The sequence below is a fragment of the Bradyrhizobium sp. SZCCHNR1051 genome, from assembly GCF_032489615.1.
Classification (GTDB): domain Bacteria; phylum Pseudomonadota; class Alphaproteobacteria; order Rhizobiales; family Xanthobacteraceae; genus Bradyrhizobium.
Genome location: NZ_JAUEYJ010000019.1, coordinates 38,222 through 49,697, shown reverse-complemented (window position 1 = coordinate 49,697; position 11,476 = coordinate 38,222). Strand labels below are relative to the sequence as shown.

The following is an 11,476-nucleotide window of genomic DNA, read 5'->3' as shown; positions in this document are numbered from 1 at the left end:
TCAGTCGGACGCCATCACCGGCGCGCGCTCATACTTCGCGCGCAGCGCCGCGGGCGCCGGCGAGAAGTTCAGCTCGGCGCGCTTGCCGCTGCCGGTCCGGTTGGCGACCTTGAGGCCGTCGTCGCTGGCGACGACATCGCCCTTGCGCAAGGTCGGATCGTTGTCGATCGACACCTTGGCGAGGCCGAAATGGTCCTTGCCGTTGCAGGTGCAGCCGTCGACGATTTCGGTGCGATACTTGAATGCGTTGGGCAGCGCCGAATACGGCTTGCCGCCATCCGTCTCGGCGCCGTCGATCGAGCTGCCATAGACGATCTCGGTCTTGGCCGCCGGGCAGAAGCTGTTGCAGGCGGCCTCCTTGCTCTGGTCACCGGTGGCGCCGAGCGGGAAATAGCGGCCATCACAGGTGCGCACGCACCACGCGGTGCTGCCGCCACCGGAATAGACCGGCTGGCTGCGCGGCGCTGGACGCTGCACCGGCGGCGCCTCGTCGGCGAACGGCATCCGGATATAGGGCGTCTGGCGTTGCGGCGCGTTGAAGCCTCCGAACAGCGCGGAGATAAAATCCTGCGCGCCCGCCGTGGTCGGCGCTGCCAACGCGCCCGCGGTTGCCATGGTTGCCACTGCGATGGCAGCGAGGGCACGTCGGCCGTTCATGACCCAACTCCCCGCTTAATTGACGGCCGCAACCGGCAGCGACATCGCCTGCCGCCCCGACGGCAGCGACGTCACGCGCGGCGCACGGCCGGCATTGGTGCGCGCCTGCAGCGAGGCGGCTTTCGGCAGCACGACGACCTTCGTCCCCACCTGCACCCGGCTGAACAGGTCGGAGACGTCCTCATTGGTCAGGCGGATGCAGCCCGACGACACGAATTTGCCGATTGTCGTGGGATCGTTGGTGCCGTGGATGCGATACTCGCTGGAGCCGAGATACATGGCCCGCGCGCCGAGCGGATTGCCCGGGCCGCCGGCCATGAAACGCGGCAGATAGGGCTGCCGCGCGATCATCTGCGCCGGCGGATGCCAGTCCGGCCACTCCGCCTTGCGTGTCACGGTCTGCACGCCGGCCCAGGTGAAGCCTTCGCGCCCGACGCCGACGCCGTAGCGCAATGCACGGCCGCCGCCGAGCACGTAGTACAGATAGGTGTTGCTCGTATCGATGATGATCGTCCCCGGCGCTTCCCGCGTATCGAGGTTGACGATCGTGCGGCGCAGACGGTCCGGCAGCCGGCTGTCCTCATCCTGCTCCCCCGCAGATGCCGTCGCCTCGTCCGGCGGAAATGCCTGCTGCTCGACCGGCGCATATCCGAGAATCTGGGCGTGAGATGCAGTTGCACCTGCGAGCAAGAGGACCGCGACGCCGGCGATCAGCGAAGCCGTCCGCCGCGAATTGCGGCGATGGCCGGAAGCGAGCTGTGTCATGGAATGCCCCTGTCATGCGAGCATCGCGGTGCGATGCGTGATTACCTTCCAAACGCCGAACGTCTCGTCGTAGTTCCGGCTTCGATGTGGTCGCCCTGCGTCAGTCAAGCATGTGAGCTCTCACGTTTGCGCGACGGAACCGGATGGCCCCCCGGCTGTTAGATGACAAGCCACGCGAGCCGTGCGCGAACGACTCGATCGGGAGATTCATGGTGCGTGTACTTCCCACCGAGCGGCTGCTCGCCAGCGGGAACGACGAATCAGCCCCGAATGAAAGTCGCCAAGAATTACCTCCCGTGATCAGACGGGTTGACGTCGTCGCCATCGCTCTCATCATCCTCACGGCCGTCTGCGTGACGGGTGTCCTCTATGTCGCCCGGGGATTTTTTCTCCCGATCGTGATGGCGTTCGTGGTCGGCACCATGCTGTCGCCGGCCGCCAACTTTCTCGAACGCTTCCACGTGCCGCGCGGTGTGGGCGCCGTGCTGATCGTGCTCGCGGTTGCGGCAGGGCTCGCCTTCATCATCGGCCTGATCTCGGCGCCGGTGCTGGACTGGACCAATCGCCTTCCCGAGCTTGCCGCCACGCTCAAGTCGAAGCTGCACGTCTTCGATCGGCCGCTGGCGCTGTGGCACGAAATGCAGGCGGCCATCGGCGGCGGAAGCGCACCGGCCTCGGCCAGCCTGGAGCTGCCCAAATTCGATTGGGTTCAGCCGACGATCGAATTCCTGTCGCCGACCTTCACCGAATTCCTACTGTTCTTCGCCACGCTCGTGCTGTTCATCGCAAGCTGGCGCGATCTACGGCGGGCGCTGATCATGACCTTTGGTGATCACGAGGTCCGGCTGCGGACGCTCCGCATCCTCAACGAGCTCGAGCTGCACCTCGGCAACTACCTCCTGACGGTGACGCTCATCAACACCGGTGTCGGCATTGCGGCCGGTCTCGCCTGCGCCATCGCCGGCATGCCCAATCCCGCCGGCCTCGGGGCGCTTGCGGCGACGCTGAACTTCATCCCCATCATCGGGCCCATCGCCATGTTCGCGGTGCTCGTCCTGGTCGGCGCAATCGCATTCCCGACCTTGAGCGCCGGCATGGTCGCGCCCGCCATCTTCGCCGTGATCACCTTCCTGGAAGGCCACTTCGTCACGCCGACCATCATCGGCAGGCACCTTGCGCTCAACGCACTCGCGGTGTTCATCGCGCTGGCATTCTGGACCTGGCTGTGGGGCCCGATGGGAGCCTTCCTCGCCTCGCCGCTCCTGATCGTCGCCCTCATCGTGAAGGAGCACCTGCTTCCGGACGATTCGCCGCAACTGCCGCCAGACTAATTCGGTTTCCACCGTCGGAACTTCGGCCGAGACCCAGCGTTTGTCGAGCAGACGCAATCACCTTGCTCCGGGAGCTTGCCATGCCACCGACTGACGGTGAGACCGCCCTGAAGGATCTCGTCGACAAAGCGAACTACGAACGCCTGCAGAAGGATGTCCACGCCGTGAAAAACGATATCGCAGCCCTCACCGAACAGATCACCGATGCGCTCAATGCTTTCGCGGGGCAGGCCAGCAAGCAGGCCCGCAGCGGCTATCGCCAGGCACGCGACAACGTGGACCAGACGTTCGACGACATGTCCGAGCGGGGCACCGCGATGTTTGGTGCAGCCCAGGATGCCGCAAACTCACTCGAGGAGCGCCTCGAGGACGTGATCTCCCATCGCCCACTTGCCACCGTGGGTCTTGCGCTCGGACTTGGATTCCTCATCGGCGCCGCTTGGAGACGCTAAGCGGCGGCCCCTGAAATCCAGAGGCTTGTCTTGTTTCGGCGCCGCGTCTTCGGCGCCGATTTGAGTTTGTTGCGCAGATGAATGAGACGCCGAGGGTAATGACATGCTGCAGCGCCTGATTGCGGACTTCCAGGAATCGACCGGGCATGCCGTTCGGCTCACGTCGCTCGCGATCGCTGCAGCGGTCGGACTGTTCGTCACCACGAGCTTTCTGTGCGCCGCAGCTTTCGTCGCCGTTCTGAATCGATACGGGCTCGTGGCCGCGTGCCTCACCGGTGCCGCCATCTTCTTCGTGGTGACGTTGATCGCCGCAATCAGCTACATGGCGCGCAAGCGCGCGATCGCGATCCGTGCCGCGCGGACCGCGGAAACGGCGCGGTCGGCAGTCCAGTCCGCTTTTGCAGACCCGATGTTGCTGGCGAGCGGCCTGCAGATCGTCCGCATGATCGGCATCAAACGGCTGATTCCCATTCTGGCTGTCGGCGGTCTGGCGCTCGGATTCATGGTCAGCCGCCAAGCGGCGGAAGAACAAACGCCTGCGGAGTGAGGGCTGCCCTGACCGTCATTGCCCGGCGTTGATCGCCTGCTTACGCCTCGGACCGGGTGCGGCGCTGCTGTAGCTAAGTCACACACCGTCCCGGTTGCAGGCGCTTGGCGATCTCCGTCAGCACCGACACCGACGGCTCGCAGGCCACCGGGTGCTTGGCGGCCTTCTCGTTGCCGGTGGTGATGAGCTGCGATCCCTGCGGCGACGGCGGGGAGCCCGCGCTTACACCCGTGGGGTTGACGGGAAGCCGCACCAGGAAGGAGGTATCCGCGAAAGCAGCCAGCTTGATCGATACAGTCTGTGACGGCGCCGCAGTACCGTTTTGGTTGGCGCGGTCAGACTTGGCGGCCCGGTTCACGTCGTTCGCTGTTGCGACGATCGTCTCGCGAGTGGTGTTCTGAACCGCCAGGCTGGCGCCAAGATCATGGCCGGAAGCCAGTTGCATTGCGCCTACGAGCATGGCGGACGCCGCAAGCGAACCCAAAACGACAACTTTCTTGGTCTGCGACATGTCTCTGCTCCCCTCGCCGCAAGGCGATCGGCATACCAACGTAAGTCGCAGGAACCGGGTTCTCGGTTGGGCAAATCACTTAACCGTGTGTAAACTGCGGCGACATTCTTCAGCTTTATGGCGTCAAAAAATTCGGTCTCACACGGAACGACTTTTCGGGTCACGCGTCATCTCGGCAGCCGGTTATTCCCCCTGCCCCATTGACCGGCGACGCGGGGCACTGCCGTGGTGATGCCGGCGGTGCCCCGCATTCTTTTCTGATCCAGCACTACCGGTCAGATCTCCGCCCACCCGTTGCGGCGCTTTATCCCCATTTCGTCTGAGGTATATGTTGGAGCGGCGCGGCTGACTTCATGGTCCGCGCGTGGGGACGAAATGCTGAGCACGTTGGATAGCGTCGGCGTATGGCGGGGGATTGGATTGGCTCTGGCTCTCGTAGGCCTCTTTCCTGCGATTGGAGCTGCCGAAAGCGCCAGGGACAATTGGATCAAGAGTCTGGTCGCGCAATTGAAGATTCAGCGCCGCTACCCGTTGCAGGCCTCGGGCGAGGGCGGAACAGCCAAGGTCCTGTTTCACATCGACCGCGAGGGTCATCTCATCTCGGCCGTGCTGGCGGAAACGACTGGCGATCCGGCGCTCGACCGGGAAGCGGTCGCCATGGTCGAGCGAGCCCAGCCATTTGCTCCACCGCCGCCGGAGCTGGCGGATGGTGATCTGACCTTTCTCGTGCCAATCGTCTTCGCGCCGCGGCGGACGTCTGAAATCTTCCAGCTCGACGAGAACAGGTTGAAGTTCCGAGAGTCCAAGCCGAACGACGCGGTGCTAAAGGCACGGCTCGACGGCGTCTGCCGCGGCTGCTGATCTCGCCCTTTGTTGTTGGGGCTACAAACGAAGCCGGCGCGCTCCATGACGAACGCGCCGGGACGACATCGTACACCGTGACCTGATCAGGCCGCCGGCTTCGGCATCCGGTTGCGCGAGTTGCGCTGGAAGAAAAGAGCCTGGCTGGCGACTGCCGACACCATGGCCGGCTGGAACGGCTTGGAGATCAGGAACGCCGGCTCGGGCCGCTCACCGGTGAGGAAGCGCTCCGGATAGGCGGTGATGAAGACCACCGGAACCTCGAAGGTGCGCAGCAGCTCGTTCACGGCATCCAGGCCGGACGAACCATCGGCGAGCTGAATATCAGCCAGGATCAGACCGGGCTTCTTGTTCTTGGCGAGAGCCACCGCGTCGGCATGGGTTCGCGCCACGCCGATGACGTTGTGGCCGAGATTCTTGACCAGGCTCTCGAGGTCCATCGCGATGAAAGTCTCGTCCTCGATGATCAGCACATCGGTAGCGATTTCGGCAGCGAGCTCCCGTCCGGCGGCATCCGCCAGCCGGCGGGTTTCGGCAACGTCGATATCGAGGATGAAGGCCACTTCCTCCTCGGGAAAACCCTCGAGCGAGAGCAGCAGGAAGGCTTGGCGTGGCAAGGGCGTGATGTTGGAGAGCCGCCGCTCCGGCGGCATCGGCAGGGTCGCCACTTCGGCGTCGTCGTTGAGGGCCACCGAGTTCCAGATCTGCGTGAACAGCCGGAACAGCGCAGCCCGCGGTCCATAGCGCTCGTCCAGCAGAGCCGGATCCTGAATCAGGGCCTCGAGCATCGCTCCGACATAGGCGTCTCCGGAACCCTGGCTACCGGTGAGGGCCCTCGCATACCGGCGCAACAGCGGCAAATGTTCAGCAACAAGCTGTGATCGGCTCATCCCCACTCCATTCGGTCATCTGGGCTTCCCGCCCGGGTTCCATCATGGGCTGATTACGCCCGAACCGACGAAAAGTTCCCCAAACGCGTGGAACTTTTGTCGCCCCGTCGCATTAGTTCCCGGCAGACCCTCTCGGTGGCGAGAATAATTCTTGAAGCTTCAGGGACTTAACTCTCGGGGAAACGTGGAAAAGGTCATGAAAGATGTAAAGTCTCAAGCCAGCAAGAATGCGGCACCGCGCAAGCCCGGCGGACTGAACGCGGAAATTCAATCCAGGATCGGTCATCAACTCCGCGCGATGTACGACGACGTCGTCCGTCAGGGAGTGCCGGACCGCTTCGCGGAGTTGGTGCGGAAGCTTGATGCGCCGGCAGCACAGTCCCACGTGGAAAACGGCGGGGGATCCAACGACCAAACCGACGGGAGGGAGTGAATGCCTCTCACTGATTCCTTGCGGGACGATATCCTCGCGGCCGTCCCCAGCCTTCGCGCATTTGCGATTTCCTTAAGTGGTAACAGCGATCGCGCCGACGACCTGGTGCAGGAAACCCTGCTCCGGGCGCTGGCCAACATCGACTCGTTCCAACCGGGATCGAATCTGCCTGCCTGGCTGTTCACGATCCTGCGCAACCTGTTCCGCTCCGACTACCGCAAACGCCGGCGCGAAGTGGAAGATGCCGAAGGCAACTACGCCAAGACGCTCAAGACGCATCCCTCGCAGGGCGCGCATCTTGAGTTCGAGGAGTTCCGTGCGGCACTCGAGAAGCTGCCTCAGGACCAGCGCGAGGCACTGATCCTGGTCGGTGCATCGGGCTTCTCCTACGAGGATGCGGCAGCGATCTGCGGCTGCGCGGTGGGCACCATCAAGAGCCGCGTGAACCGCGCGCGCTCGAAGCTGGCAGCGCTGCTCTATGTCGAAGGCGCCGAGGATTTCGGCCCCGACGAAACCGTGCGGGCGGTGATCGGCGGCAGCGGCGGCTGATCAGCCAAGCCGTCGCAAACAAGCCAGCAAAGAGGCGGCTCCCGAAAGAGCCGCCTCTTCTTGTTGTTGAACTTGTTGTTGTTGAACAGTTGCGCCGGGCATCGTGCGCCTTGATATCCTGTTCACTGACGAGCCCGGCGAGCTATCGCGGCGGATGCACCGGCGCGGAGAACTGCTCGGTGCGATCGCGCTCGGTCATGTCGATGACGGTCTCCATCGGAGCGGTCAGCTCATAGACATAGCTCGCCTCGGTGAAGAAGCGTTTTGACGTGCCACCGAGTGCTTCCGGCGCAACGCGATCGAGCAGGATCAGTCCGAAATCGCTGTCGGGCCGCCGCGTCGCTTCACTGGTATTCAATTCCTCCCAACGGAAGTGGAAGACGGCATTCGGCTCTTCGCCCGTCACCTCCCATCTGGCGGTGATGTGCGGGTGCTTTCCCACCAGCGAGAGGCCCTCGTCCGAGTGCGAGGCGAGTTCGAAGAACAGCAGCGAAAGGCTCTGCGCGGCACGCGCGCTCACGGTGATGTCGGGTCCGTTGACCGCAATCCTCTCGGCATGCGGGATGGCGCGAGCTTCGAACAGCCCGCGCAGCTGCACGCCTTGCCACTGGCTCTCGCTGAGCAGCGTGACGACGTTCGACATCGCATGGATCCGCCCGATCAGCAGCTCGCGCGCGACGTCCATGTCGCTGCCATGACGCAGCGTTCGCGTCACGATGGACTGGATCACCGCCAGGATGTTCTTGACCCGGTGGTTCAGCTCGTCGATGACCGCCGTCAGTCGGCGCTCGAAGCCGATCCGCACCTGGATTTCGCGGCTCAGGCGCAGATTGTTGTAGGCGACGTAGCCGAACAGGCCGCAGATGATGCCGGTGAGCGCCATCCCGATGACGCCGACGATCGCCGCGGTCTGTTGCGCACGCCGGACCGCATTGCTCTTGGCGTAATAGACCAACGACCAGTCGTGATTGCCGAAGGCCACGGTGCGGGTCGACGACGGAGCAGGATCGTCCGGCCCGCGGGTCCGGCTCGTCACCGCCCCCTGATCATTGGCAACCAGCTCGTCCGACGCGTTGCGCGGGTCCTTCAACGCCACCGAGAACAACGACAGATCGTCATTGGTAAGCAGCAGCGGCCCGATCTCGTACGAAAAGGTCACGAAGCCCGCCGGTGCAGTGGCGCCTTGCGGGACGACCGGGGCTGCCAGCACGATCCCGATCGGACCATCGCTCCGCACCAGCGGAGTGGGATCGGACGCAACCGGCTTGCCCTCAGCCATGGCCCGCGCGAGCATCGGTCCGACAATCGGCTGCCGGTCGAGGGCAATACCGGGAAGCTTGGAGGTCTCGGCATTGCGTGGCTCGAGATCCATCAGAACGTCCAACGGACGATCGACGTTCGGCCCCAGCGGCGTGTCATCGAAATTGCGAATGGTCGGATTCGGGAAGCCGGCCTGGCGCAGCTCGGCTTGCGCAATGGAAAACTCATCCGGCCGCAGCCGTGCGATCCACGACGCCACCACGAAGTCGGTCTTGAACGCGTAGATCGACGATCGCAGCGGCTCCAGCATATTGGCCTTGATCACGGAGGGAGCGCGGAACAGCCCGGAGGCCACCCGGGCCAGCAGCTCACGTTCGGTCAGCCGGTCCTGCACCAGGCTGGCATGGACGTCGATGGCGCGGGCCAGCGCAATGCGATCGAGCGCCAGCTCCTGGTCGTGTACGCGGTAGGCAGCCAAGCCGGATAGCGCCGTCCCGAGCAGCGCGATCAAGCCGATGATGACACCCAGCCGGAGCACTCGTTTACTCTGAGGTAAAGGGTTGGTGGCGAAGGAGACGAGTCATCCAATAACCGGGCCTGCAACTCAAGGACGCACCTCGGGGCGACGGGAGCGATCGGAGCGATCAGCGGAAAGCGATCCCAGGATACCGGCCGTCCATCGGCCGCCGAGACGCCTTGAGCAAGGCGCACCCCGGGCCGAGGCAACACCCAGGGGCTCAAGTTGTTCCGGCCGGTTGAGGCTTTTTTGCGTCTGCCATTGCAGCAGATACCTCGCGCAACGAAGAACGGTGCGACGCAGATCAGTCCCCGCGCTCACGCCGACGGCTTGAGACCACCCTTGGCTTCGATGAAGCCGATGATCCGATCAAGCCCCTGGCTCTTCTTCAGGTTGGTCATGACGAAGGGCCGTGCGCCGCGCATGCGCTTGGCATCCGTCTCCATCTTCTCCAGAGAAGCGCCCACATGGGGCGCCAAGTCAATCTTGTTGATCACCAGAAGGTCGGAGCGGGTGATACCCGGCCCGCCCTTCGACGGGATCTTGTCGCCCGCCGCGACGTCAATGACATAGATCGTGATGTCGGCCAGTTCCGGCGAGAACGTTGCCGCGAGGTTGTCGCCGCCGGATTCGATCAACACCAAGTCGAGCCCAGGAAACTTCGCGCGCATGTCGGCCACGGCTGCGAGGTTCATGGACGCGTCCTCGCGGATCGCGGTGTGCGGACAGCCGCCGGTCTCCACGCCGGCAATACGATCCGGGGTCAGCGATCCCGAGCGAACGAGAAACTCCGCGTCCCACTTGGTGTAGATGTCGTTGGTGATCGCGGCGATGTCGTAGTTCTCCCGCATCGATTTGCACAGGAGATCCATCAGCGCAGTCTTGCCGGACCCGACTGGGCCACCGACGCCGACGCGGAGCGGACCGTGAGACGATGCCATGTCATCTACCCTTCTATCGTTCGCGCGACCGCGCGGGGCCGTGATCGGAGCAACCTTGCCCCGCTTCATCACGACCGAAACAGCCTTGTATATTGCGTCTCGTGATGAAGGCTTGCGAGATCGGCGCGGAATGTTGCGCCGCCGATGTCGTCGAGCGAGGCGAGCAGAGCGCGGTCCGCCGTCGCGGCGACGACAGGTTCCAATGCGGCGAGCACGCGCTGGCTGTCGGTCTGCCCCAACGGTACGAGACGGCTGCCGGCGGAAATCCAGTTCGACGTGACCGCGTGCAGAAAGCCGTGCAGCAGGGCCGCCAGAGGAACGCCATGAAGCGCGCCGACCAGCCCCACGGCGACCGGGTAGACGATCGTCTCGCATTGCGCCACCGCCTCGTCGAGACCTGCGCTGTTCCAGGCTGACCGCGCGATCTCGACGAAGGCACGGCCCTGCGCGGTGGTTTCGAGCTGACGTTCGCGCGACGGTACGAAAGCCGCCGCGAGCTCGGCCACCTCGCGGAGGCTGGTCCTGTCGTCCAGCTCGACCGCGCGATACGCGTGCGCGAGGAAAGCCGCATCGCAGAAGCCGGAGCCATTGGTAAGCATCGTCGCAAGCCAGCCGCGCAGCCCCGCCGCATCGCCGATGTCGCCCGCCTCGACGGCCCATTCGATGCCGCTCGAATAGGAGAAGCCGCCGATCGGAAACGCCGGCGACAGCCACGTCAGCAGCCGATACAGCGCGGCCGAATCTGCGGCGCTGATCGAGGCCGGCCGAAGCTCTGGTTCATTTGTGCTCGTGAGCATGGGAATGACCGTGATCGTGATGGTCATGGCCGCAGTGCTCGTCATGCACGTGATGATCATGCGCGTGGCCGTGGTCATGGCCGTGATGCGCATGATCGTGCCCGGCATGATCGTGATGATGATCGTGGCCGTGGTGATCATGATCATCATCGCCATGCGCATGGCTCGGCTCGGCGTAAGCACCGCCTTCCGGATCGAACGGCGCCTCGATCTCGATGACACGCGCGCCGAGACCCTTGACCATGGCCTCGATCACGTGGTCGCGGCGGATGCGCAGGCTCTTGGCCAGGATCTGCGTCGGCAGGTGCCGGTTGCCGAGGTGCCAGGCCAGCCGCACCAGGTGATGCGGATCAGCGGCGCGGATCTCGAGCAGCGGCTCGGCCGCCGCGACGACCTCGATCAGCCGGCCGTCCTCCAGCACCAGCGCATCGCCACCGCGCAGTGCGGTGGCGTGCTCGAGGTCCAGCAGGAACTCCAGCCCGCGCGTTCCGGTCATGGCCAGCCGCCGCCGATGCCGGTCGTCGAAATCGAGCAGGACGGAATCGGCGGCAGCCTCTTTCCAACGATGCTGCCCAAGCACGCGTGTCGCGCGGATCATGCTGAAACTCTCATTCACTTATTTCGCTCAGCGGACATCGACCTTCTCAGGCGTGATGATCTCGATCTTCGGCGGGGCCGACATGCATTTGACCGCGACGCGCCCGAACGTCTTCATGTGCTCGGTCGCGCGGTGCGGCACCAAGGCCTCGGCGTTCTCCCACTGCTCGACGAACACCATCTTGCTCGGATCGGTGACGCTCTCATGCAAATCATAGGCGATATTGCCGGGTTCTTTGCGGGTCCCCGCAATGCAGGCGGTCGCAGCGGCGATGAATTCCGCACGGGTTTCGGGCTTGATGGTCAAGGTGGCAACGACATAGATCACGAACACGTCCTCCCGGTACTTTTCTGGTTCTGGTACCGGG

15 protein-coding genes are annotated in these 11,476 nt (G+C 64.2%); 6 read left to right on the top strand and 9 right to left on the bottom strand.

Translation table 11 applies throughout. The annotated features are described in order from the left end of the window. The gene (locus QW868_RS22865; protein ID WP_316231569.1) at window positions 1-657 is read right to left on the bottom strand and encodes a DUF2865 domain-containing protein; all 657 of its coding nucleotides are present in this window, start codon (window positions 655-657) and stop codon (window positions 1-3) included. Window positions 658-672: 15 nt separating this feature from the next. Beyond that, a complete protein-coding gene (locus QW868_RS22860; protein WP_316231568.1) occupies window positions 673-1,422 on the bottom strand; it encodes a L,D-transpeptidase in 750 nt (249 codons plus the stop codon). Window positions 1,423-1,634: 212 nt separating this feature from the next. Here QW868_RS22860 and QW868_RS22855 point away from each other — a divergent pair, with 212 nt between their 5' ends. The 3 genes from QW868_RS22855 to QW868_RS22845 all read left to right on the top strand — a co-directional run bounded on the left by QW868_RS22855 (window position 1,635) and on the right by QW868_RS22845 (window position 3,752). Next, window positions 1,635-2,753, top strand: coding sequence for an AI-2E family transporter (locus QW868_RS22855; protein ID WP_316231567.1), 1,119 nt, complete (start codon window positions 1,635-1,637; stop codon window positions 2,751-2,753). 80 nt (window positions 2,754-2,833) lie between these two features. Next, complete coding sequence (locus tag QW868_RS22850; RefSeq protein WP_315734561.1) at window positions 2,834-3,205, top strand: YqjD family protein; 372 nt, start codon at window positions 2,834-2,836, stop codon at window positions 3,203-3,205. A gap of 103 nt (window positions 3,206-3,308) precedes the next feature. Continuing rightward, a complete protein-coding gene (locus QW868_RS22845) occupies window positions 3,309-3,752 on the top strand; it encodes a hypothetical protein (protein WP_315772605.1) in 444 nt (147 codons plus the stop codon). Window positions 3,753-3,825: 73 nt separating this feature from the next. Here QW868_RS22845 and QW868_RS22840 read toward each other — a convergent pair whose 3' ends face one another. After that, complete coding sequence (locus QW868_RS22840; protein ID WP_316231566.1) at window positions 3,826-4,263, bottom strand: hypothetical protein; 438 nt, start codon at window positions 4,261-4,263, stop codon at window positions 3,826-3,828. Between the two features lie 420 nt (window positions 4,264-4,683). Between QW868_RS22840 and QW868_RS22835 the strand changes: the two genes are divergently transcribed. Next, window positions 4,684-5,124: an energy transducer TonB gene (locus QW868_RS22835; protein WP_316231565.1), complete on the top strand. Its 441-nt coding sequence runs from the start codon at window positions 4,684-4,686 to the stop codon at window positions 5,122-5,124. A gap of 86 nt (window positions 5,125-5,210) precedes the next feature. Here QW868_RS22835 and QW868_RS22830 read toward each other — a convergent pair whose 3' ends face one another. Continuing rightward, window positions 5,211-6,014 (bottom strand): response regulator, encoded by an 804-nt coding sequence (locus tag QW868_RS22830; RefSeq protein ID WP_315713838.1) that lies wholly within the window; start codon window positions 6,012-6,014, stop codon window positions 5,211-5,213. A 196-nt stretch (window positions 6,015-6,210) separates the two neighbouring features. Between QW868_RS22830 and QW868_RS22825 the strand changes: the two genes are divergently transcribed. Further along, entirely contained in the window at window positions 6,211-6,447 is a 237-nt protein-coding gene (locus tag QW868_RS22825; protein WP_315734569.1) for a NepR family anti-sigma factor, read from the top strand. Further along, complete coding sequence (locus QW868_RS22820) at window positions 6,448-6,996, top strand: sigma-70 family RNA polymerase sigma factor (protein WP_006612137.1); 549 nt, start codon at window positions 6,448-6,450, stop codon at window positions 6,994-6,996. A gap of 142 nt (window positions 6,997-7,138) precedes the next feature. Here the strand turns inward: QW868_RS22820 and QW868_RS22815 are convergent, their stop codons facing one another. The 5 genes from QW868_RS22815 to QW868_RS22795 form a co-directional block, all read right to left on the bottom strand. Next, window positions 7,139-8,794: an HWE histidine kinase domain-containing protein gene (locus tag QW868_RS22815; protein WP_315734572.1), complete on the bottom strand. Its 1,656-nt coding sequence runs from the start codon at window positions 8,792-8,794 to the stop codon at window positions 7,139-7,141. A gap of 296 nt (window positions 8,795-9,090) precedes the next feature. Next, a complete protein-coding gene (gene ureG / locus QW868_RS22810) occupies window positions 9,091-9,714 on the bottom strand; it encodes an urease accessory protein UreG (RefSeq protein WP_315753407.1) in 624 nt (207 codons plus the stop codon). A gap of 68 nt (window positions 9,715-9,782) precedes the next feature. Beyond that, window positions 9,783-10,511 (bottom strand): urease accessory protein UreF, encoded by a 729-nt coding sequence (locus QW868_RS22805; protein WP_409998891.1) that lies wholly within the window; start codon window positions 10,509-10,511, stop codon window positions 9,783-9,785. After that, window positions 10,492-11,109: an urease accessory protein UreE gene (locus tag QW868_RS22800; protein WP_316231564.1), complete on the bottom strand. Its 618-nt coding sequence runs from the start codon at window positions 11,107-11,109 to the stop codon at window positions 10,492-10,494. The genes QW868_RS22805 and QW868_RS22800 overlap by 20 nt, the downstream gene beginning before the upstream one ends. A gap of 27 nt (window positions 11,110-11,136) precedes the next feature. After that, a complete protein-coding gene (locus QW868_RS22795; protein ID WP_315734580.1) occupies window positions 11,137-11,436 on the bottom strand; it encodes a putative quinol monooxygenase in 300 nt (99 codons plus the stop codon). Between the last annotated feature and the right edge of the window lie 40 nt (window positions 11,437-11,476).